Source organism: Wenzhouxiangella indolica, assembly GCF_042310355.1.
Classification (GTDB): Bacteria; Pseudomonadota; Gammaproteobacteria; order Xanthomonadales; family Wenzhouxiangellaceae; genus Wenzhouxiangella.
On record NZ_JBHJMR010000001.1, the window covers coordinates 60,573 to 81,511 of the forward strand.

The window sequence follows — 20,939 nt, forward strand, 5'->3', positions numbered from 1 at the left end:
ATCTTCTGAGATAAAGGGTTTCTTTCAGGGTGTTCTGGTTCGAGTTTTCTTGTTCTATCTGTGTTTATCTGTGTTCATCTGTGGACAATTAGATTTTGATTTTTTGTGGAATCATGGCCCCTGAACAGCAAATCAACATCGCCCACGCCCTGACCCGGCAGGCCGAGGCTCAGCCGGAGGCGATTGCGCTGATCCTGCCGACGAAACGATCGGCCGACGGCTGGGTCGACCGGCGCTGGACCTATCGCCAGCTCAACGAACTGACCGACCGGCTGGCCGCCGGGCTGCAGGCGAAGGGTATCGGCAAAGGCACCCGCGCGGCTTTCATGGTGCCGCCCTCGCTGGAATTCTTCGCCCTGTTCTTTGCCCTGTTCAAGGCCGGCGCCGTGCCGGTGCTGATCGATCCGGGCATCGGGCTCAAACCCCTCAAGACCTGTCTGGCCGAGGCCGAGCCCGAGGTGTTCATCGGGGTCACTCGAGCGCAGATCGCACGCATGGTCTTCGGCTGGGCGCGCGGCAGCATCCGGCAGACGATCACCGTCGGTCCGCGGCCGTTCTGGCGGGGCCTGAAATATTCCGATTTGCTGTCGGCGCGCATCGAGGATTTCGCGGCTCCCGAGGTCGGCGCCGAAGACGAGGCGGCCATCCTGTTCACCTCCGGCTCGACCGGTATTCCAAAGGGCGTGGTCTACCGCCACCGCATGTTCGCCGCCCAGGTCGAGTTGCTGCGCGAGACCTTCGGGGTCGAGCCCGGCGAGGTCGATCTGCCGACCTTTCCGCCGTTCGCCCTGTTCGATCCGGCGCTGGGCATGACCTCGGTCATCCCGATCATGGACTTCACGCGACCGGCCAAGGCCGACCCGGACATGCTGGTCAGCCTGATCGAAACCTATGGCGTGACCCACCTGTTCGGCTCACCGGCGCTGATGAATACGCTCAGCCGCCACATGGAGAAGCACGCTATCCGCATTCCGGGCGTCAAGCGCGCGCTGTCGGCCGGCGCGCCGGTGCCGCCGGCGGTGATCGAGCGCATGCACTCAGCCCTCGACCCCTGGTCGGATATCCACACCCCCTACGGCGCGACCGAGGCCCTGCCGGTGGCCACCATGGCCGGGCGCGAGCTGGTCGGCGAACTCTCCGACGGCAATCGATCCGGCAAGGGCATCTGCATCGGTCGGCCGCTGGCCGCCAACGAGGTGCGCATCATTCCGGTTTCCGACCAGCCGATCGACCTGACCGAGTACGCGGGAGAAGTCGCCGACGGTGATATTGGCGAGATCTGCGTGGCCGGTCCCACGGTCACCGATACCTATTTCAAGCGCGAGCGCCAGACCCGCGAGGCCAAGATGACCGACAGCCAGGGTCGCGTCTGGCACCGCATGGGCGACCTGGGCTGGATGGACGACGCGGGGCGGCTGTGGTTCTGTGGCCGCAAGTCCGAGCGCGTGGTCACACCCGAGGGCACGCTGTTCACCGAATGCGTCGAGGGCCCGGTCAACGCCGTCGAGGGCGTGTTCCGCTCGGCGCTGGTCGGCGTCGGCGAAAAAGGCCGGCAGGAACCGGTGATCGTCATCGAGCCCGAGGTAGACGCTGACCAGGCCGTCGTCGAGGCCGCCGTGCGCGAGGTCCTCTCGCGCCACTGGCTCACCCGCGAAATCCGGCGCGTGCTGTTCAAGGAGTCCTTCCCCGTCGACATCCGCCACAATGCCAAGATCCGCCGGAGGGAACTGGCCGAGTGGGCAGCCGGGTGAAAAGCAAATTCGAAATTCGAAGCACCGAATCCGAAACAGGCTCCTCCCGCACCAGTGACCGTTTCGAATTTCGAATTTGTGGGTCAAACCGCCGCCTGCCTGGGTTCAGTGCCTTAAAATAGCCCGTTTGACCCACACCCATCAGGAGCCCCACCCATGAGTGGCGAGATCGATATTCGTTCGGCGACGCGCCCGGACCCCGACCAGCTGATCCAGGACATCGCCGACTACGTCGTCGATTATGAAATCACTTCAAAAGAAGCCTGGGAAACGGCGCACTATTGCCTCAAGGATTCCCTGGCCTGCTCGATGCTGGCGCTGAAGTTTCCCGAGTGCGTCAAGCTGCTCGGTCCCGTCGTTCCGGGCATGGAGCTCGAATCCGGCGCGCGCGTGCCGGGCACGCCCTACAAGCTCGATCCCGTCCAGGCCGCCTTCAATATCGGTGTGCTGGTGCGCTATCTGGATTTCAACGACACCTGGCTGGCGGCCGAGTGGGGGCATCCCTCCGACAACCTGGGCGCCATCCTGGCCGTGGCCGACTACGTCTCGCGTCGCAATATTGCCGAAGGCGGCGAGCCGCTCAAGATCGAGGCCGTGCTCGAGGCCATGATCAAGGCTCACGAGATCCAGGGCATCCTGGCGCTGAAGAACAGCTTCAACCGGGTTGGCCTCGATCACGTACTGCTGGTGCGCGTGGCCTCCACCGCCGTGGTCACGAAGATGCTCGGCGGCGACCGCGACGATGTCGTCAACGCCGTCAGCCAGGCCTGGATCGACGGCGGTGCGCTGAGAACCTACCGCCACGCGCCCAACACGGGCCCGCGCAAGAGCTGGGCCGCGGGTGACGCCTGCCGCCGCGCGGTGCAGCTGGCGCTGATCACGCTCAAGGGCGAAATCGGTTATCCCTCGGCGCTTACCGCCAAGGGCTGGGGCTTCCAGGACGTGCTGTTCAAGGGCAACGAGCTGGTGCTCGAGCGCGAACTGGGTAGCTACGTGATGGAGCAGGTGCTGTTCAAGATCTCCTTCCCGGCCGAGTTCCACGCCCAGACCGCCGTGGAGTGCGCCTACAAGCTGCACGAAGAAGTCGCCGGTCGCATTGACGAGATCGAACGCATCGAGCTCGAGACCCAGGAGGCGGGCTGCCGCATCATCGACAAGACCGGCCCCTTGAACAACTACGCCGACCGTGATCACTGCCTGCAGTACATGGTTGCCGTGCCGCTGATCTTCGGTGAGCTGACGGCCGATTCCTACCGCGACGAGGTGGCCGCCGATGCGCGCATCGACGAGCTGCGCGAGAAGATGACCGTGAAGGAAAACCCGCGGTTTACCGAGGAGTACTTCGACGCCGACAAGCGCGCCATCGGCAACTCGGTGCAGGTGTTCTTCAAGGATGGCTCGAGCACCGAGAAGGTCTCGATCGACTATCCCGTCGGCCACCGCCGCCGCCGCGAAGAAGGCATCCCGCTGCTGGAAGACAAGTTCGAGCGCGCCGTCGCCGGTCAGCTGTCGGCCCGCCAGGCCGGCGCCATCATGCAGGCGACCGGGCAGTTCGATTCACTCAAGGCCATGCCGGTGCCGAAGTTCACGGCGCTGTGGTCGCTGGAGTGATCTTCGCGTCGTCTCTCTGAGCGAGAAAGGCCGCCCCCGGGCGGCCTTTTTCGTTGTCCGGCGCGCCGGGAACGGTGCGTCTTCAGGCGTGATAGCCACTCACGCGCTCGACCTCGTTGCGCGAGCCGAGGATCACCGGTACGCGCTGGTGCAGCTCGTCCGGAGCGATCTCGAGGATGCGCTGCGTGCCGTCGGTGGCTGCGCCGCCGGCCTGCTCGACGATCATGGCCATGGGGTTGGCCTCGTACATCAGGCGTAGCTTGCCGGCCTTGCCCTCGGCGCGGATGCGCTTGTCGCAGGGGTACATGAAGATCCCGCCGCGGGTCAGGATGCGATGCACCTCGGCGACCATGGAGGCGACCCAGCGCATGTTGAAGTTCTTGCCCCGGGGGCCCTCCTCGCCGGCCAGGCACTCGTCGATGTAGCGTTTGATCGGTTCGTCCCAGTGACGCTGGTACGAGGCGTTGATGGCGAACTCCTTCGTGTCGGCGTCGATGGTGACGTTCTCGCGCGTGAGCAGGAACTCGCCGATGTCGCGGTCGAGGGTGAACATGCTCACGCCTTCGCCGGTGGTCAGGACCATCATGGCCGAGGGGCCGTAGAGGCAGTAGCCGGCGGCGACCTGCTCGGTGCCGGGGCGGAGAAAGTCGGCTTCGGTGGGTTCTGCGGCATCTTCGGGCGCGCGCAAAATGGAAAAGATCGTGCCGACCGAGACGTTGACGTCGATGTTCGAGGAACCGTCGAGCGGGTCGCAGAGCAGCAGGTAGCGGCCGCGGCGTTCGGCCGTCATCGGGTGAATGCCCTCCATTTCCTCCGAGGCCAGCGCGGCGATATGCCCGTTGTGCTCCAGCGCCTCGATCATGATTTCGTTGGAGATCACGTCGAGCTTCTTCTGCTGTTCGCCCTGGACGTTTTCGCTTTCGGCGCTGCCGAGCACGTTGACCAGCGCGCCCTTGTCGACGAGCGCGGCGATCTTCTTGCAGGCCACGCAGATGTCGTTGAGCAGCCCGGTGAAGGTACCGCTGGCGCCTTCGATTTCGCGCTGATTGCGGATGATGTAATGGGTCAGGGTGGTGCCGATGCGCATGCTGTATCCGGAGTTGGTTTGGCTGGATCCAGCGCGACATTCTAGCTGAACTCCGGCCGGTGGCCCACTAGTCAGCTGCATGGCCCACTAGCCCGCGCACGGTCATGTAGACTGTTTCCTGGTTGTGGATCCGGCGGGATGGTGTTGTCACGCTCTCCCGGGCGGTGTCTGAATGATGAAAATGGAAATCGGTTGCGGGGGGCTGGCCGGGTTGCGACGAAGCGTCATTCCTCAGGCGGCATTCCTGCTGTTGCTGTTGTTCAGTCCCGAACTGCGGGCCTACTCGGAGGTGCGCTTCGAGCACCTGTCGCTGGAGCACGGCCTGGCGCAATCGGCCGTGCAGGACATGGTCAGCGACGAGCTCGGATACATGTGGTTCGGCACGCAGTACGGCCTGAGCCGTTACGACGGGTACGTGTTCCGCAACTTCCGGCACGACCCGGAAGATCCCAATTCCCTGAGCAACAGCCGCATCAAGGTGCTGCTCCGCGGGCGCGACGGTGCCATCTGGATCGGCACCCGCAATGGCCTGAATCGGCTCGATCCCGAGACCCTGGAGATCCGGCGAATCGCTTTCTCGGACGCCGATGGAATCCGTCCGGCGAACGATCAGCCCGAGATTCGGAAGCTGGCAGAGGACGGCGAGGGCAACCTCGTCGTGCAGACATTGCAGGGCGTCGCCTACATCGAACGAACCAGTGGGGTCTTCCAGCCCCTTCCATTCGAACATCCCGTATCGAGCGAGGCTTCCGGCGTACCGATCACCGACCAGAGCGGTCGCGTCTGGCTATTCAATTCGGACGGGCTCTGGCGCTTCGATCCGGAGGGTCCGTTGCTGCGGCATGTGTTGAGGCATCCGCTCGAAGAGCGTCAAGTCCGACAACATTCCATCGCCAGCCTGCCCTCCGGATTGCTGGCGCTGGGCGGGCGTGACGGTGTTCTGTTGTTCGACCCGGATGAAGAGACCGTCGTGGATCGGATCCGGCCGACGGATTTCGGGCATGCCGACGACTGGGTGCCGGCGCTTGTTACCGATCCTGCCGGTCACCTTTGGTTGCTGACCCGGAGATCGCTGGTTCAGTACAAGGTCGAGTCGGGAGAGTGGCACCGGCGCTTGAGGCGCTGGTACCCCGAAGCGACGGATGACCACCTCGACCACGAGATCGAGCTGGCGGCAGATCCGCGGGGTTTCGTCTGGATCGGGCTGCCGGAAGGCGTCGGCCTCTATTCCCCGGACAGCGAGAGCATTCGTCTCATGCGCCACGACCCGACGCGGCCGTCCTCCCTGACGGCCTCGCCCTGGTCGGCCCTGTACGACGTCTACGTCGACGACTTCGGGACCGTCTGGGTGGGTGGGGGACTGGGCGGCCTTTCGCGCTTTTCTCCCCAGAGCGCGCGATTCGAGCACGTCATGGAGCCCTCGAGTAGCGAGTACTTCGGCGTGGACAACGTGGTGCGCTCGGTTCTCGAGACCAGCCGTGACGACCGGCAACTTCTATGGACGGGCCTGACTTTCAGCGGCATTCGCGTGTGGGAGCGGGAGGCCGGGGCCTATGATCGATCGGTTGCCGAGTTGCACGCGCTGTCCGCGCCGCGGCAACGCCTTCCGGACAACTCGGTCTGGGAACTGGCCGAGCATCCGGTCACCGGTGAGGTCTGGGTCGGCACCAGCGAGGGGATGGCGGTGCTATCGGCCGATGACTTCGAAGTTCAGGCTCGCCACCCCGTCGAGCTCGACGGACGTTCGACCCGGATCAAGGCCATGGTTTTCTCGGACGACGGGCGAATGCTCTGGGCGGCCGGGGGACGGCGCTTGCTGACCTTCGAGATCGGTCCCGAGGGGCGTGAGCTTCGATTGGAGCATTTCGAGTCCATTACGCCGCCCGGTGCAGATGAACAGGAGCATGGCACTTTCGACATGATTCGGCTGCGCTCGGGCGAGCTCCTGGTCGGAATGCGTCGGGGCGTCATTCTGTGGGATCCGGTCAGCGGCGAGTTGACGCGCAATTACCCGGCCGGTCAGCCGGGTGAGCATCCGCGCAATTTTATTTTCGGATTGGCCCAGACCGCCGACGAGCGGATCTGGCTCGGCAGCGAGCAGGGCGGCCTGGCCCATGGCGCGCTCGACGAAGGCCGGTTCACGGACTGGCACTGGCACGACCGCAACAACGGCTTGCCGGATAACACCGTCTACGCCATCCTCCCGTCCGAACGCGGCCGGCTGTGGCTGAGCAGCAACCGGGGTCTGATCCGCTTCAATCCCCGCACGGGCGTATCGCGCCACTTCACGCTGGGCGACGGTCTCCAGGGCCTGGAGTTCAACAATACCGTTGCCTCGATCGGGCAAAGCGGCCTGTTCTATTTCGGCGGCATCAACGGGGTCAACGTGTTTCGCCCCGACGAGATCGAGCTGCACCCCGAGCCGCCGCGTGTCTACCTGCAGCGGGCCGAGGTCGGTGGCGACAATCTGCCCATCCGTGCCGGCGAGGTGACCACCCTCAACACCTCGCACGACCGCAACTCGCTGGTACTGGAGTTCGTCGGCCTGCACTTCGTCGAGCCCGATCGCAATCGCTATGCCTATCGACTGGCCGGCGTCGACGAGGATTGGGTGGAGAGTGATTCGGTCAGGAGGATCCGCTACCCGGACCTGCCTCCGGGAGAATACCGGTTCCTGGTCCGGGCCGCCAACAGCGACGGCGTCTGGTCCGAGCCCAGGGAGCTGCTGCGGGCTTCGGTGGCCTCGCCGCCCTGGTTGACCCTTTGGGCTTACTCGCTGTACGCCGCCGCGGCGGCCCTGTTGATCATCGGCGTCCTGCTGGTCGAGCGGCGGCGCCGGCGCCGGCTGGAGCAGGTCGTGGCCACGCGCACGCACGAACTGCGAGAGCAAAAGGACCTGGTCGACCGCCAGGCCGCCGAGCTGGCCGAGGTGCTCGACACGCGAACCACCTTGTTTGCCAATATTTCGCACGAGTTTCGAACGCCGCTGACCCTGGTCGAAGCCGGTATCGATCGGCTGGCGCGCAACCCCGACGACACCGGCGCCGTGATGTCGGCGCGGCGCTATCTCAGGCGGCTGCTGCGCCTGGTCGATCAGCTGCTCAATCTATCGCGCCTGCAGTCTTCCCGCGACTTGCCGCGACCCGATCCCTGGTCCATCGACCAGGTGGTTGCGATGACCGTCGAGGCATTTCGGCCACTGGCCGAGCAGAAGGGCATCGAGCTCGAACTGTCGGTGGACGGCCGCTGGTCGACCCAGTGCCAGCAGGCCGACGTCGAGCGGATCCTGCTTAATCTCATCGGCAATGCGCTCAAGTACTGCCCGTCGGGCTCGCGCGTGGAAGTACGCGTCGGCGACGGCGACGGCGGTGTCCTCATTTCCGTCAGCGACAACGGTCCGGGCATCGAGGCGGGACAGAAGGATTTCATTTTCGAGCGTTTCAATCGTATGCCGGCCCATGAGCACGGCCGTATCGAGGGCGCCGGCATCGGGTTGACCCTGGTGCGCGAGGCCGCCCGCTCCAACGGCGGTCATGCCGAAGTCGTCAGCGAGCCCGGCGAGGGTGCGGAGTTCCGGGTCTGGCTGCCGGCCTGGCGCGGGCACATGGAGGGCGCGCCGGTCGACCAGCTGGCCGGTCAGCGCCTCGAACTGGAGCTGGAAACCCTGGCGCCCGATAGCGACTTCGATATCGAACAGGGGCGTGGCGAACCGGCGGGCGGCGGCCGCTTCGGAACGGCGCTGGTGGCCGAAGACAACCAGGACCTTCGCAAGCATCTGGCCGAAGCGCTGTCCGGCGACTGGCAGGTTCTGGAAGCCGGGGATGGCGCCGAGGCGCTGCAGATCGCCCGCGAGCGCCTGCCCGACGTGGTCGTCAGCGACATCATGATGCCGCGCCTCGACGGCCTGGAGCTACTCAGGCGCCTGCGGCAGGATGTGCGTACCAGCCACTTGCCGGTGCTGCTTCTGACGGCCCGGCAGGATGATGCGACGCGCCTTCAGGGTTATACCCTTAGCGCGGATGACTTCCTCGCCAAGCCCTTCAACCCCGCCGAACTCAGGCTGCGCCTGCGCCGCATGATCGATATCCGGACCCGCGTCCAGACGCGCCTGTGGCGACAGTTGGAGACGTCAGGTCAGCGCCCCGAGGCGCCGCGCCCGCAGGCAGACTCTGGCCTTCCCGACCTGTCCGAGCGGGACGAACAGCTACTCGAGCGCGTGCGCGGCTGGCTCGAGGCCAACTTCGACGACCCCGAGGCCGGCGTGGCCGAACTGGCCGAATTCGTGGCTGTGGAGCAGCGCACCCTGCAGCGCAAGCTCAAGGCGCTGACCGGCCGCACGCCGGCGGCGCATCTGCAGAGCTATCGCCTCGAATGCGCGCGGCGCCTGCTGGTCGAGACGAGCCGATCGATCCAGGATATCGCCTACAGCTGCGGCTTTTCCAGTCCGCAATATTTCTCGCGCGTGTTTACCCAGCAGGCGGGCACTTCCCCCTCGAACTGGCGCCGACAGCAGGGCTGAGCCTGGTGGTTTCCCTGATTGTCGTATAAGTGCACCTGATGGTCGTTTTTGTGCAAGGCCCTTTCTGGATCAGGCGGTTACGATGCTTCTACACTCGATGTTCAGGCGAGCCCGACAGCGGGCTGGCCGACACGCCCAACACAGGTCGGGAACGACCGACCCACTGGCAGGTGGGGGACGATACGGGACGGGGGAGAAATGCCGGTCGCTCGAGGGAGCGCCGGCGTTTCTTTTTTCAGAATCCTGCTTTTTCCAGAATCCTACCTCGTTCCGGTGCCGGACCTGCGCTTGCGGCGAATGTAGAGCGTCCGGGTGACGTGCGAAACCACCTCGCCGGCCTCGTCGACGATGTCGACCGCTAGCGTCGGCTCGTACTTGCGCCCGCCTTCGGTCGCCCGGCGAATCTCGTCGATCAGCGCCTGCCCGATCCGGAACTCCGCCCGCACGCGCCCGCGCCCGGGCTTGCGGTAATCGATTGTGCCCGCCTTGTCCCACACGATGTACTCGCGCCCGAGGTTGTTCATCACCATCAGCATGTAGAACGGATCGGTCATCGCCGAAAGGCTGCCGCCGAAATGCGTCCCAACGTAGTTGCGGTTGTAGAAGCGCAGCGCCATCTCGACCACCACATGCCGATAATCCGGCGAAATGCGCCGAATACGAATACCGGTGCCCAGGTAGGGCGGATACAGGTTGAACAGCAGGCGGAGGGTCGAAGCCTTCATGAGTGCGTGGCGTAAGGCGGGCAGTTTGGATGCTGGCATGATATCGGAGCGGGGTCGGCGGCGGGCAGTCCTTCGACTCGAGCGCTTGGTTCCGCCATGCCGCACCCGGCTGGAGTCGTTTGCGTGAACAGGCTTGTCCGAAAAGTGCATGTGTCGGATCGGGAAATCCGACTCGGCGATGCCGCTGGAGGAATGCATCAGGGAGGATTCTTGCAGGGAGCGAACAAGCGGCGACCGGCCCGCGGCGGGGACGAGCGGATCGCAAAGCGGCGGTCGAGGGGGAGTGCGCTCTGCCTTCTGTTGTTCGTTCTGGTGATCTGGTTGGTGCCGGTCGGACTTCGGGCGGAGGTCCGGCTCGAGCTGCAGTACGCGTTCGATCGTTTCGCTGCTTTTTCGGAGCTGGCCAGCGCGCGCGTCAACACTGTCGTCGACGACGAGGATGGCACGATCTGGATCGGTACCCAGGATGGACTGTTCCAGTTCGACGGCCCGAGTGGTGTGGCCGTGCCGTCCCTGCTGGAGGCCGAGGATGGCGGGATCTGGGCAGGGACAGCGGACGCCGATTTGTATCGGCTGACGCCCGAAGGCGAAACGCTCGCTCGCTACGGCGCCGTCTCTGACAGGGGCATTCTGTCCACTCCCGATGTCTGGGATCTCGAGCTCGATTCGGAGTCCGGCCGCTTCGAGTCCCTGGCGGGCTGGTCCGAAGCGCTGGGCGGTTCGCAAACGCACGTGCTCGACGCGGGAAGTGACGGATGGTGGTTCTCCAGCCTGGAGTCCGGGGTGGTGCACTGCCCGCACGGCGGCAGGGACTGTCGCCGCCTGATTCACGATGCCCCGTTCCGGTTCAGCGGCCTGGATGATAGTCAGCCCGAGATCTGGGCGCTGGCGCGACGGGCGCTATCTCGAAACCTTCGGGCAGGGGTTTTGGCGGGGCGACTGGCAGGCGCTGATGATGGTGATTTCACCGCAAATCCAGTATGGGAAGAGGTTAATGGCGACGACAAGCCTGGGTTGGTGCAGATAGAAGACGGTGAGCTGCACATTTTTCGGGACAATGCTCCGGGCAATGACTGTTGGGATTCGCCGAGCTGAGGACATTCCTGTTACGCCAACAACGGTGATCGATTTTGATGCCAGGCCGATCCATCGCTCAGTCGGTGGTGGCTGTGGATGGACCTGTCGCGAATATCCCGTCGGGGTCCATCTGCGCCTGGAAGACAACAGCTGAAACGAGTTTCGCCTGCGAATCGGCACTAACTATGGCACGGCAATTGATGATCAAACCGACGGTAATTACAAACAAGTCGCCTATTCTGTACCGCAAGACACTTGGCTGCGTGACATTGCAGGTAGTTGTGGCTGAGCACTGGCCGCAGGTGACATGGATCACTGAAATCATGCATTACGGCAATGGTTGGAACTACGAGGGGCTTCTGGACAATTTTTCGATCCATTGACGCAGCGCTGGCTCCGGGGTGCGGGATCCCCAATTCCGGCTTGAGCTCCGCACACCAAGCAGCTAGTCTCCTTCATGCCCGCCATTCGTACCTGCGCAGGTCGCATCAAAACGGGGAAATCAAGGGAATCAGGGAATGATGAAGAATAAATCGCGTTTGTCTGGATTCGGGTTGCTGTTCGTTGTCCTGCTTCTCTGCCTGGGCCTGCTCGCTCCGGTTGCATTGGGCCAGGTTATTTTCCAGGACCGTTTCGAGCCCGGGTTCAAGGACTGCCCCGACTGCCCGACCATGGTCATGATCCCGGCCGGCAGCTTCGTCCAGGGTAGCCCGCCCGACGAACCGGAAAGCCACAGCGACGAGCGCCCGCAGCGCACGGTCAACGTTCCGGCCTTTGCAATGGGTCAATATGAGGTGACCTTCGAAGAGTGGGACGCCTGCGTGGCCGACAGTGGCTGCAGTCACAATCCGGACGACGAAGGCTGGGGCCGTGGGGACCGGCCGGTAGTCAACGTCAACTGGCACGACGCCCAGGAATACGTCACCTGGTTGAGCAACCAGACCGGCCACGATTATCGTCTGCCCAGCGAGTCGGAGTGGGAATACGCCACCCGCGCCGGCACCACCGGGCGTTTCAATACCGGTGACTGCATCACCACCGACCAGGCTAATTTCAATGGCAACTACCCGGCCCAGGGTTGCCCCATCGGCATAGATAGAGACCAGACCCTGCCGGTGGGCGGCTTCGCCCCCAACGCCTTTGGCCTGTACGACACTCATGGCAATGTCTGGGAACAGGTGCAGGACTGTTGGAATGGCAGCTACGAGGGTGCCCCTACCGACGGCAGCGCCTGGATGAGCGGCGATTGCGGCAGCGGGGTTTCGCGCGGCGGCGCCTGGTTCGGCTACGGTCTGTTCCTGCGTTCGGCCAACCGCAGTCTGGGCAACCCCTTCTACCGCGCCTTCCACGCGGGCTTTCGTGTGGCCAGGTCCGTCAATCTATGAGCTTTGTGCTTTTACCCTTTGCGTCCGGCGTGAGCCGAACCGGGGGTATTGGGGCGGAGCCCCCATCGAAGTTTCTTTGTAGCGGGCTGAATCGATGACCCAGACCGAATCCCGAGCCCGAGACGCCACGCCCAAGGCCATCGAGGACTGCCACGGCCTGCTGGCCTGGATGCTGCCGCATCTGGACAGGTTCCCCAGGGCCCGTCGTTTCACGCTGGGCAGCCGCATCGAGGATGGCCTGCTGTTCGTGCTGGAGAAGCGCGTTGAGGCGGCCTGCAGCAAAGCCGGGGCCGCGCCCTCTGTTGACATCTAGACCTGGCGGGGCCACCCGTTGCCCGGTTATATAAAAACTAATATAATCCACTCATGACAGATCGCAGGAAGCCGATTCGGTTTCATCGTGGTGCGCTGGCGGACTTGAGATCTTTTCCCGACTCGGCCCGGCAGGATGTGGGTTTCCAGCTTGATCAGGTTCAACTGGGTCTCGATCCCGATGACTGGCGGCCGATAAAGACTGTGGGAAAGGGCGTTCGTGAGATCAGGATTCGGGATTCCGATGGCGCCTACCGGGTGATCTACCTTGCTCGGCTTGCCGATGCGATTCACGTGCTGCACTGCTTTCAGAAGAAGTCGCAGCAAACGGCGAAAGAAGATATCGAACTGGCGCAGAAGCGCTACCGGCACTTGATGCAGGAGCAGGATCAATGAACGCTGAAGTGTTTGACAACGTCTGGGATGCCATTTCCGACGAGCCGGAGAAGGCAGAGAACATGCGCATGCGTGCTGCCCTGATGCGCGCGCTGCGCGACCGGATTCAGGAACAGGGCTGGACGCAGAGCGAGGCCGCCGGGCATCTCGGTGTGAGTCAGCCGCGTATTTCCGACCTGATTCGCGGCAAGATCAGCCGGTTTTCCCTGGACGGCCTGGTGGGCCTGGCGGCAGCCGCCGGACTGCGCATCAGTCTGAGCGTTGACGACGCGGCCTGACTCGAGACCTTGCCTGCCGGATCGGACACGAAGCAGCGCCTGGCGGCGTATGGAGCCGCGTTGGCGCATCTGGGCTGTGGCCATTGCAGTAGAAAGGGCAATCGCCTGAAGTGTTGTTCAACGTTTTTCTATCGATGGCAAATCTATGGAAACGGTCAGGGTTTCTTCGAAATATCAGGTGGAGATTCCGAAGGCGGTGCGCCGGAAGCTGAACCTCAAGCCCGTGCCGCGAGGCGCGCCCCGATTTCGTGGCGGGCTCAAAAGCCGATGAACAGCATGTCGAGCGCTGCGGTGATCTCGTCCCGGTCCTGCTCGAGGCGCGTGATGGCCTGGCCGAGTTCGGAATCGGCGACGGCGGCGAGGAACTGGGTGGTCATCACGACCTGCGTTCGCTCTACTTTCAACACAGGATTCAGGCGCCGGGCGGGTTGGGGTGCTTCCTCCGGCGGCAACAGTGGGACGACGACCCGGGTGTTCAGGCCCTGCAGCAAATCGGACTGCACGTCCAGCAGATAGCCGGCGCCACCGGCATTGCGGTAGACGTCGAATCGTGCCATCAGAACCGGCGGTGTTTCGCCAGCGGCAGGCCGTTGGCCTCGACCCAGGCGTTCGAGCTTTTCAGGGCATCGGCATTTTCTTCGCGCCAGATTTCGCTCTTGCGCTGGCGGACCGCCTCGCTAAGGCCGGCTTCGGCGGCCCGAGAGATCGACAGCCCCAGCGCTCTCGCTTCATCAAGCAGCGTGCGGTCCAGCGACAGGTTGCAGGCTTTTCGGGCCGGGCCGGTTGTTCGAGTGGTTGGCATGGTCTCGTCCAATGCGTGTAAACATCTCATATAGTATGCGCATGAATGGTGCGCATCAAGGTGGTGGTATCGCGAGGGACGAATCTGATGATGGTCTATCTGGAGCCGTAGCGAGTCCCCGATGCGCCCCCGCCAAATACTTGCCGCGCAACTGTTTTGGGCCTAAACGAAAGTGCTTGCACGGGGGCTGATCGCGGGTCTAGCCTAGGCGTAGATGGCGGGCTCGGCGGCTGCTGGAGCCTTTTGCTTTTTCCCTCGACCCGGTGCCTGCCGGGTTGATTCTTTCGGGAGTCCCGTCCGTGGCGAACCACCTGGCTGACAACTGGCGCACGATGGTCGACGAGGCGGTGACGATTCGTCGTGACCTGCATCGCGCCCCGGAGTTGACCTGGGAGGAGCACGAGACGGCGGCGGCCATTCGCCGTTGCCTGGATGCCTTCGGCATTGCCTGGCGTGCCTGCGCCGGCACCGGAACGGTGGCGACGCTGGCCGAGGCCGCGCCCGGGCGCTCGATGGCCCTGCGCGCTGATATCGACGCCCTGCCCATTATCGAGGCAAGCGGCGTGGACTGGGCTTCGACGCGTGATGGCTGCATGCATGCCTGCGGGCACGACGGGCACGCCGCTACGCTGCTGGCGGCCGCGGGCTGGCTCAAGGCGCACGAAGCCGAGCTGCCGGGGCCGGTGACCCTGCTGTTCCAGCCGGCCGAGGAGGGCGGTCACGGCGCGAAGGCGATGATCGACGACGGCGCGCTCGAAGGCGTCGAGTCGATCTTCGGCTGGCACAACTGGCCGGCGATTCCATTCGGCAAGGCGGTCTGCCCGGACGGCGCGGTGATGGCCGGCAACGGCACTTTCGAGATCACGGTCCAGGGGCAGGGCGGGCACGCCAGCCAGCCCGAGCTGTGCCGCGATCCGGTGCTGGCGGCATCGAGCATCGTCACGGCGCTGCAGCAGGTGGTGGCCCGGCGGATATCGCCGCAGGCGCCGACGGTGCTCAGCGTGACCAACATCCGCGCCGAGGGCGCGCCGACCGTCATTCCGGACACCGCCACGCTCGGCGGCAGTTTCCGCCTGGGCGATCCCGATACCCGCACGGCCATGGGAGAGCTGATCGAGACCGTTGCACGGAACACCGCAGCGGCTTGCGGCGTCGAAGCCGATGTGCGCATTCATCCGCGCTACGACGCGACGGTCAATCACCCCGGCGAGGCGGCGCGCTACCGCGAGGCCCTGCTTGCCGAACTGGGCGGCGACGGGCTCGACGCTGACTTGAAGACGCCGATCATGGCTTCGGAGGACTTCAGCTACTACCTGAAGGAAATTCCCGGCGCCTTCGCGCTGATCGGCGCCGACGACGGGCAGGGCCACCACCATGCCTGCCACAGCCCGAAATACGACTTCAACGACCGGTTGATCGACGTGGTCGGCCGAATCTATGCCCGAATCGCTGGTTGTCCGGTGAAGGAGCACTAGCACGAGCGCCCGGCCGGAATCGTGTCGGGACAGAGCCCAAGGAGGTACACCATGCAGGTATTCGAACAGTGGGAATCGGACATTCGCGGCTACTGCCGGCTTTATCCGACCGTGTTCAAATCGGCGTCCAACGCGCGCCAGGTCGACGAGAACGACAAGTCTTACATCGACTTCTTCGCCGGCGCCGGCGTGCTGAATTTCGGCCATAACAATGCCCGCATGAAGCGCGCCATGATCGAGTTCCTGGAGCGCGACGGCGTGGCCCACAGCCTCGACATGTACACCGACGTCAAGCGCGATTTCATCGCGAAGTTCGTCGAGACCATCGTCAAGCCCAGGGGCTGGAACCACAAGCTGCAGTTCATGGGCCCGACCGGCACCAACGCGGTCGAGACGGCGCTCAAGCTCGCGCGCAAGGTCACCGGCCGGCGCTCGGTCGTGGCCTACGAGCACGGCTTCCACGGCATGACCCTCGGCGCGCTGGCCTGCACCGCCAACGCCTACTTCCGCAATGCCGCCGGGGTGCCGCTGGACCACGTGCTTCGCCAGCCTTTTGGCAGCGAGGAAGTGCCGCTCGAGCAGGCCCTGGCCTGGGTCGACCAGCTGCGCGCCATGTACGAGGACTCTTCCAGCGGCCTCGAGCCGCCGGCGGCTTTCGTGATCGAGCCCATCCAGGCCGAGGGCGGCGTGCACGTTGCGCGATCCGAATGGTTGACAGCCGTCCAGGACCTCGCCCGGGATCTCGGCGCCCTGGTGATCTATGACGACATCCAGGCCGGTTGTGGCCGCACGGGCAACTACTTCAGTTTCGACGGCATGGGGCTTGACCCCGACATCATCACCCTGGCCAAGGGGATCGGCGGATTCGGCACGCCCATGGCGATGAACCTGGTCAAGCCCGAATACGACAAGCACTGGTCGCCGGGCGAGCACACCGGCACCTTCCGCGGCCAGGGCCTGAGTTTTGTCGCGGGCACCGTGGCGCTCGAGTACTTCGACTACGATGAACTGACGAACGCGGTCCGGGCCAACGGCGAGACCATGCGTCGGCGCCTGGACGCCATTGCCCGCGGGCAGGACGGGTTCTCGGTGCGCGGGCGCGGCATGATGCAGGCCCTGGATGTCGGCGACGGCGACCTGGCCAAGCACATCGCCTCGACGGCCTTCGACAATGGCCTGCTGATCGGCGCCTGCGGCACCGGCGGTCGAACGCTCAAGCTGATTCCGCCGCTGACCATTCCCGAAGCGGACCTGGCCGAGGGCCTGGATATTCTCGAGCAGTCCATCGCCACCGCACGGAGGGCGGCGGCATGAGACAGCGCGACGACATGACCTTTCCGTTCGAGGAGTACCAGCGTCGGCTCGAGGCGCTGCGCGAACGCATGGCCGAACGCCTGCTCGACGCGGTGGTGATCACCGACCCGGAAAACCTGATGTATCTCACCGATTATCAGACCACCGGGTACAGCTTCTTCCAAGCCCTGGTGGTGCCGCTCGAAGACGAGCCGTTCATGATCACGCGCATGCTCGAGGAGTCCAACGTCCACGCCCGCACCTGGATCGAGAAGACGCGTCCCTACCCGGACACGGGTGATGCCATCCAGATGCTGGTCGAGTCGCTGCGCGAGTTCGGCCTGACGGGCAAGTGCATCGGTTACGAGCGCAACAGCTATTTCCTCCCCGCCTATCACCAGGACAGCATTTTCACGACCTTTCTCGACGGCAGGTTGCTCGACTGCTTCGGCATCGTCGAGGAAGGGCGCGTGTGCAAGTCCCGGCACGAGATCGAGATCATGCGCAAGGCAGCGGCCGCCACCGAGGCCGGCATGCGCGCCGGTTTCGAGGCGGCGGCGGCCGGCGTGACCGAGAACGAGATCGGGGCGGCCATTTCGTCGGGCATGTTCCGGGCCGGCGGCGAACCGCCGGCGGTAATGCCCTACGTCACCTCGGGGCCGCGCAGCATGATCGGCCATGCCACCTGGGAAGGGCGCACCGTGCAACCGGGTGAGCACGTGTTCCTCGAAGTGGGCGGTTGCTACCGCCGTTACCACACGGCAATGATGCGCACGGTCGTGCTGGGCGAACTCTCGCCGTCGATGGAACACGCCCAGGACCGCATGAAGCAGGCCCTGTTCGAGATCAAGCAGGCCATCCGCCCCGGCATGACGGTCTCCGATGCCGACAACCTGGTGCGCAACATCATTACCGCCAACGAAGTCGGCGCGCGCCTGATCACGCGTTCCGGGTATTCGATTGGCATCGCGTTTCCGCCGAGCTGGGACGAGGGCTACATCATCAGTCTCAAGCAGGGCGATTCGCGCGTGCTCAAGGAAGGCATGACCTTCCACATCATTCCCTGGATGTGGGGTGTGGACGGCGACAAGACGGTCGGCATTTCCGACACCATCCATATCACTTCCGATGGTTGCGAGTCCTTCTTCGATCTCGAAGAGAACTTCCTGGTCAAGTCCGACCAGGCACCGCGGGAACTGCCGCGTCCGAAGGCCGGCGTGCCGCCGAAGGAAAAGCGCGACGGCACCCCGGGCAGGGAACCGGTCATGAATATCGAGGAGGCCCGTAGGCAATGACGATACTGCGTTCAATCAACCCGGCCACCGGCAAGCCCCGGCATGAGGTCGAGACCCTGTCAGACAGCGCACTGGAACAACGCCTGGCGGCCGCGCAGTCGGCTTTCGCCGGCTGGAAGGCGACCGGTTTCGACGAGCGGGCCAGGGTGCTGCGCGACGTGGCGGCGCTGATGCGCGAGGATGTCGACAACCTGGCGCGGCTGATGACCGAAGAGATGGGCAAGCCCGTCCGCGAGGCGCGTGGTGAGGTCGAGAAGTCGGCCTGGTGCGCCGAGCACTATGCCGAGCATGCCGAGCGCTATCTCGCCGCCGAACACCTCGACTCGGACGCGAGCCAGAGCTACGTTCAGTACCTGCCACTGGGCGTCATCCTGGGCATCCTGCCCTGGAACGCGCCGTTCTGGCTGGCGTTCCGGTTCGCGGCCCCCACCCTGATGGCCGGCAATACCTGCGTCATGAAACACGACCCCAATGTGCCCGCCTGCGCCGAGGCCATCGGCAAGCTTTTCGAGCGCGTCGGTGCGCCGGCCGGCGTGTTCGCCAACCTGCCGCTGGAGACCGAGCGAGCGGCCGGCGTGATCCGCGACAGTCGGGTGCAGGCGGTGTCGTTCACCGGCTCGGAAAAGGCTGGCGGTATCGTCGCCTCGACCGCGGCGGCCGAGATCAAGCACTCGGTGCTGGAACTGGGCGGCTCGGATCCTGCCATCGTGCTGGCCGATGCCGACCTGGAAAAGGCGGCCGACACCATCTGCCTTTCGCGCATCATCAATGCCGGGCAGAGCTGTATCGCCGCCAAACGCATCATCGTGGAAGAGGCGGTGCACGAGCGCTTCGTCGGGATGCTGCATGAGCGCCTGGCGCGCCTGAAGCTGGGCGACCCGGCCGCAGAAGAAACCGATATCGGGCCGATCGCCCGCGCGGACCTGCGCGGGAACCTGCACCGGCAGGTGCGCGAGACGGTCGAGGCCGGCGCCCAGTGTCCGCTCGGCGGCGAGCTGCCCAAGGGCGAGGGCTTTTTCTACCCGGTGACCCTGCTGACCCACGTTAAGCGCGAGATGACCGCGGCGAAGGAGGAAACCTTCGGACCGGTGGCGGTGGTGATGAAGGTCGCCGGCGAGGACGAGGCCGTGGCGCTGGCCAACGACAGCGACTATGGCCTGGCCGCAGCGGTCTGGACCCGCGCCGAGCGCGGCGTGGCGATGGCGAGCCGGCTCGAGACCGGCCAGGTCGCGGTAAACGGTATCGTCAAGACCGACCCCCGACTACCCTCGGGCGGCGTCAAGCGCTCCGGCATCGGCCGCGAACTCGGACCGCACGGCATCCGCGAATTCGTCAACGCGCAGCAGGTCTGGGTTGGGCCGTCCAAGGCTTAGAAAATCAAATTTGTCCACAGATAAACACAGATGAACACAGATAAATGCCGAGAATGCGAATGGGCGTGCTGGTAAGTGGCTCTTTGCAGAGTTCACTTCAATGCGAGGGAAAAGCTTTGAAAATCTCAAATTCCAAGCACCAAGTACCAAACAAATCTCGATGACTGAAATTCGAATGACCTAAACGGTCAACCGGCTACGCGTTTCATCTCTGAGTGCCGCATGGCCCACTAGCGCCTTGGGATTCGTGAAGCCCGGCGGTCGGTGCCATTCAATCGATCAAACAGCGGAGTTTTTCATCTGTGTTTATCTGTGTTCATCTGTGGATAAATTTTGTATTTTTGTAGGCTTCATCGGCCAGCTCGCTCTAGCAAGCGCCGCTTCATCTTGTCGTTGAAGGGTTCTTCGCCGAACCAGATCTGGAAGTATTCGTGGCCGTGCCCGTCGTCGGGGCATTCGCGCAGCAGTTTGTCGTCGCGGTACAGGGCCAGTCGCTCGTCGGGTTGGTACACGACGTCGAAGCGTTCGCCCTCGCTGGCGTCGACGTAGGCATTGGCCAGGCAGCTCAGTTCCCCGGGCAGGGCGTCGGGCGTGTCGACGTCGAGGTTTTCGACCAGCAGTTCGTTGGCGCTTTCGATCAGGTCCTCGCCGGCGATATCGCGGTCGAGTTCGAGCGAGAACATCTTCGGAACCCGCTCGAGGACGCGATCGGCTTCGTCGCAATCGGCCAGGTGCAGGCTGGCGGTGCCCACGCTGAACAGGCCGATGACCTTCAGCTCGACCTCGGAGCAGCGCGTCAGATCGCCCGCGTCGGCCGCGGCGCCCGCGCCCGATGCGGCGGCGAGCAGGAGGACGGCCAGGCCCGAGCGCATCATTCCATTGCACCTTGGGCGCGGCGCACGAAGAAACCGACCACCGGCAGGTGGGCGTAGAGCGCGCTGCCGCTGTCCCAGAAGTCCTGGTGCAGCACGATCCGTCCGTCTTCGTCAAAGCGCAAATGGGTCATTCCGATCGAGTGCGATTCCACGCGCTTGCCCAGGGCGCGGGTCCGGAAAGTCATTTCCCAGCGCACGTAGACGTCGGCACCGTCACGGATGACCTTGTGCACCTCTACCCGGTTCTGCTCCAGCGTCTGGCCCGTTCGGGCCATGTAGTCGACCAGCTCCGAGCGTTCGCGGGCGATGTGGACGGTGTCGTTGAAGTAGAAATCCTCGGCGTAGAGCTCGCCGATTCGCCGCGCAAGATCGTCTCGCGTCAGGTCGGAAAATGTCTGCCGGAACGAGGCGACACCGCTGTCGATACCCGCGCTGTGCCCCGGGATCTGCTCGAGCGCCTCGTGATAGGCCTCGACCGTTCGGCTATCGGTCATCGATCCGCTCCCCGCGCAGGCAGCCGTCGCCCCGAGGAGGAGGAAGGCGGCCGTGCAGCGTTTGAAAATAGTTGGAGAATTCATGGTCGCGATGATGCGCCCCGGCGCGTTGAGCGCGAGTGAAGGGCGAGTTTCACGTCGACTTGATGGCCCCGGGCGTCTAATCGGCGGCAACTGGAATCCGAGTCCCT

General features: G+C 64.4%; 20 protein-coding genes. 14 read left to right on the plus strand and 6 right to left on the minus strand.

The window, feature by feature from the left end; genetic code table 11:
* Positions 1–113 precede the first annotated feature (113 nt).
* Positions 114–1,751, plus strand: coding sequence for a fatty acid CoA ligase family protein (locus tag ACDC67_RS00230; protein ID WP_376689829.1), 1,638 nt, complete (start codon positions 114–116; stop codon positions 1,749–1,751).
* A gap of 156 nt (positions 1,752–1,907) precedes the next feature.
* A complete protein-coding gene (locus tag ACDC67_RS00235; protein ID WP_376689830.1) occupies positions 1,908–3,362 on the plus strand; it encodes a bifunctional 2-methylcitrate dehydratase/aconitate hydratase in 1,455 nt (484 codons plus the stop codon).
* An 82-nt stretch (positions 3,363–3,444) separates the two neighbouring features.
* Here ACDC67_RS00235 and ACDC67_RS00240 read toward each other — a convergent pair whose 3' ends face one another.
* A complete protein-coding gene (locus ACDC67_RS00240) occupies positions 3,445–4,449 on the minus strand; it encodes a class 1 fructose-bisphosphatase (protein ID WP_376689831.1) in 1,005 nt (334 codons plus the stop codon).
* A gap of 172 nt (positions 4,450–4,621) precedes the next feature.
* On the opposite strand from ACDC67_RS00240, the gene ACDC67_RS00245 reads away from it, so the two are divergent.
* Positions 4,622–8,968, plus strand: coding sequence for a response regulator (locus ACDC67_RS00245; protein ID WP_376689832.1), 4,347 nt, complete (start codon positions 4,622–4,624; stop codon positions 8,966–8,968).
* A 260-nt stretch (positions 8,969–9,228) separates the two neighbouring features.
* Here ACDC67_RS00245 and ACDC67_RS00250 read toward each other — a convergent pair whose 3' ends face one another.
* Entirely contained in the window at positions 9,229–9,693 is a 465-nt protein-coding gene (locus ACDC67_RS00250; protein ID WP_376689833.1) for a DUF4442 domain-containing protein, read from the minus strand.
* A gap of 123 nt (positions 9,694–9,816) precedes the next feature.
* Here ACDC67_RS00250 and ACDC67_RS00255 point away from each other — a divergent pair, with 123 nt between their 5' ends.
* The 7 genes from ACDC67_RS00255 to ACDC67_RS00285 all read left to right on the plus strand — a co-directional run bounded on the left by ACDC67_RS00255 (position 9,817) and on the right by ACDC67_RS00285 (position 13,412).
* A complete protein-coding gene (locus ACDC67_RS00255) occupies positions 9,817–10,788 on the plus strand; it encodes a two-component regulator propeller domain-containing protein (protein ID WP_376689834.1) in 972 nt (323 codons plus the stop codon).
* A 38-nt stretch (positions 10,789–10,826) separates the two neighbouring features.
* Positions 10,827–11,153: a hypothetical protein gene (locus ACDC67_RS00260; protein WP_376689835.1), complete on the plus strand. Its 327-nt coding sequence runs from the start codon at positions 10,827–10,829 to the stop codon at positions 11,151–11,153.
* Positions 11,154–11,288: 135 nt separating this feature from the next.
* Positions 11,289–12,155 carry a formylglycine-generating enzyme family protein gene (locus tag ACDC67_RS00265; RefSeq protein WP_376689836.1) on the plus strand — a complete coding sequence of 289 codons (867 nt, stop codon included), beginning with the start codon at positions 11,289–11,291 and terminating at the stop codon, positions 12,153–12,155.
* A gap of 94 nt (positions 12,156–12,249) precedes the next feature.
* Positions 12,250–12,468 carry a hypothetical protein gene (locus ACDC67_RS00270; RefSeq protein WP_376689837.1) on the plus strand — a complete coding sequence of 73 codons (219 nt, stop codon included), beginning with the start codon at positions 12,250–12,252 and terminating at the stop codon, positions 12,466–12,468.
* 53 nt (positions 12,469–12,521) lie between these two features.
* Positions 12,522–12,863, plus strand: a complete 342-nt coding sequence (locus ACDC67_RS00275) for a type II toxin-antitoxin system RelE/ParE family toxin (RefSeq protein ID WP_376689838.1) — start codon at positions 12,522–12,524, stop codon at positions 12,861–12,863.
* The gene (locus ACDC67_RS00280; RefSeq protein WP_376689839.1) at positions 12,860–13,141 is read left to right on the plus strand and encodes a helix-turn-helix domain-containing protein; all 282 of its coding nucleotides are present in this window, start codon (positions 12,860–12,862) and stop codon (positions 13,139–13,141) included. The genes ACDC67_RS00275 and ACDC67_RS00280 overlap by 4 nt, the downstream gene beginning before the upstream one ends.
* A 145-nt stretch (positions 13,142–13,286) precedes the next feature.
* Positions 13,287–13,412, plus strand: a complete 126-nt coding sequence (locus tag ACDC67_RS00285) for an AbrB/MazE/SpoVT family DNA-binding domain-containing protein (protein ID WP_376689840.1) — start codon at positions 13,287–13,289, stop codon at positions 13,410–13,412.
* Here ACDC67_RS00285 and ACDC67_RS00290 read toward each other — a convergent pair.
* Together ACDC67_RS00290 and ACDC67_RS00295 are read right to left on the minus strand one after the other, a co-directional pair.
* Entirely contained in the window at positions 13,399–13,698 is a 300-nt protein-coding gene (locus tag ACDC67_RS00290) for a CcdB family protein (RefSeq protein WP_376689841.1), read from the minus strand. The genes ACDC67_RS00285 and ACDC67_RS00290 overlap by 14 nt on opposite strands.
* Positions 13,698–13,955, minus strand: coding sequence for a type II toxin-antitoxin system CcdA family antitoxin (locus ACDC67_RS00295; protein ID WP_376689842.1), 258 nt, complete (start codon positions 13,953–13,955; stop codon positions 13,698–13,700). Before ACDC67_RS00295 ends, ACDC67_RS00290 begins: the two co-directional genes overlap by 1 nt.
* Before the next feature lie 287 nt (positions 13,956–14,242).
* Here ACDC67_RS00295 and doeB2 point away from each other — a divergent pair, with 287 nt between their 5' ends.
* Genes doeB2 through ACDC67_RS00315 form a run of 4 tightly spaced genes read left to right on the plus strand, consistent with a single transcriptional unit; the run spans position 14,243 to position 19,379 of the window.
* Complete coding sequence (gene doeB2 / locus ACDC67_RS00300; protein ID WP_376689843.1) at positions 14,243–15,418, plus strand: N(2)-acetyl-L-2,4-diaminobutanoate deacetylase DoeB2; 1,176 nt, start codon at positions 14,243–14,245, stop codon at positions 15,416–15,418.
* A gap of 51 nt (positions 15,419–15,469) precedes the next feature.
* Complete coding sequence (locus ACDC67_RS00305) at positions 15,470–16,732, plus strand: aspartate aminotransferase family protein (RefSeq protein ID WP_376689844.1); 1,263 nt, start codon at positions 15,470–15,472, stop codon at positions 16,730–16,732.
* Positions 16,729–18,006 carry an ectoine hydrolase gene (gene doeA, locus ACDC67_RS00310; RefSeq protein ID WP_376689845.1) on the plus strand — a complete coding sequence of 426 codons (1,278 nt, stop codon included), beginning with the start codon at positions 16,729–16,731 and terminating at the stop codon, positions 18,004–18,006. The genes ACDC67_RS00305 and doeA overlap by 4 nt, the downstream gene beginning before the upstream one ends.
* The gene (locus ACDC67_RS00315; protein ID WP_376689846.1) at positions 18,003–19,379 is read left to right on the plus strand and encodes an NAD-dependent succinate-semialdehyde dehydrogenase; all 1,377 of its coding nucleotides are present in this window, start codon (positions 18,003–18,005) and stop codon (positions 19,377–19,379) included. The genes doeA and ACDC67_RS00315 overlap by 4 nt, the downstream gene beginning before the upstream one ends.
* Positions 19,380–19,729: 350 nt before the next feature.
* Here the strand turns inward: ACDC67_RS00315 and ACDC67_RS00320 are convergent, their stop codons facing one another.
* The gene (locus ACDC67_RS00320) at positions 19,730–20,254 is read right to left on the minus strand and encodes a chalcone isomerase family protein (RefSeq protein ID WP_376689847.1); all 525 of its coding nucleotides are present in this window, start codon (positions 20,252–20,254) and stop codon (positions 19,730–19,732) included.
* On the minus strand, positions 20,251–20,748 hold the full coding sequence (locus ACDC67_RS00325; protein ID WP_376689848.1) for a nuclear transport factor 2 family protein: 498 nt from the start codon (positions 20,746–20,748) through the stop codon (positions 20,251–20,253). The genes ACDC67_RS00320 and ACDC67_RS00325 overlap by 4 nt, the downstream gene beginning before the upstream one ends.
* Positions 20,749–20,939 lie beyond the last annotated feature (191 nt).

Bases quoted from the DNA above. Each gene is read 5' to 3' on its own strand.
- ACDC67_RS00260 (WP_376689835.1), top strand. From the start codon at position 10,827: ATGCCAGGCCGATCCATCGCTCAGTCGGTGGTGGCTGTGGATGGACCT.
- ACDC67_RS00245 (WP_376689832.1), top strand. From the start codon at position 4,622: ATGATGAAAATGGAAATCGGTTGCGGGGGGCTGGCCGGGTTGCGACGA.
- ACDC67_RS00270 (WP_376689837.1), top strand. From the start codon at position 12,250: ATGACCCAGACCGAATCCCGAGCCCGAGACGCCACGCCCAAGGCCATC.
- ACDC67_RS00275 (WP_376689838.1), top strand. From the start codon at position 12,522: ATGACAGATCGCAGGAAGCCGATTCGGTTTCATCGTGGTGCGCTGGCG.
- ACDC67_RS00265 (WP_376689836.1), top strand. From the start codon at position 11,289: ATGATGAAGAATAAATCGCGTTTGTCTGGATTCGGGTTGCTGTTCGTT.
- ACDC67_RS00280 (WP_376689839.1), top strand. From the start codon at position 12,860: ATGAACGCTGAAGTGTTTGACAACGTCTGGGATGCCATTTCCGACGAG.
- doeA (WP_376689845.1), top strand. From the start codon at position 16,729: ATGAGACAGCGCGACGACATGACCTTTCCGTTCGAGGAGTACCAGCGT.
- ACDC67_RS00315 (WP_376689846.1), top strand. From the start codon at position 18,003: ATGACGATACTGCGTTCAATCAACCCGGCCACCGGCAAGCCCCGGCAT.
- ACDC67_RS00305 (WP_376689844.1), top strand. From the start codon at position 15,470: ATGCAGGTATTCGAACAGTGGGAATCGGACATTCGCGGCTACTGCCGG.
- ACDC67_RS00230 (WP_376689829.1), top strand. From the start codon at position 114: ATGGCCCCTGAACAGCAAATCAACATCGCCCACGCCCTGACCCGGCAG.
- ACDC67_RS00235 (WP_376689830.1), top strand. From the start codon at position 1,908: ATGAGTGGCGAGATCGATATTCGTTCGGCGACGCGCCCGGACCCCGAC.
- ACDC67_RS00250 (WP_376689833.1), bottom strand. From the start codon at position 9,693: ATGAAGGCTTCGACCCTCCGCCTGCTGTTCAACCTGTATCCGCCCTAC.
- ACDC67_RS00290 (WP_376689841.1), bottom strand. From the start codon at position 13,698: ATGGCACGATTCGACGTCTACCGCAATGCCGGTGGCGCCGGCTATCTG.
- ACDC67_RS00240 (WP_376689831.1), bottom strand. From the start codon at position 4,449: ATGCGCATCGGCACCACCCTGACCCATTACATCATCCGCAATCAGCGC.
- ACDC67_RS00320 (WP_376689847.1), bottom strand. From the start codon at position 20,254: ATGATGCGCTCGGGCCTGGCCGTCCTCCTGCTCGCCGCCGCATCGGGC.
- ACDC67_RS00325 (WP_376689848.1), bottom strand. From the start codon at position 20,748: ATGACCGATAGCCGAACGGTCGAGGCCTATCACGAGGCGCTCGAGCAG.
- ACDC67_RS00285 (WP_376689840.1), top strand. From the start codon at position 13,287: ATGGAAACGGTCAGGGTTTCTTCGAAATATCAGGTGGAGATTCCGAAG.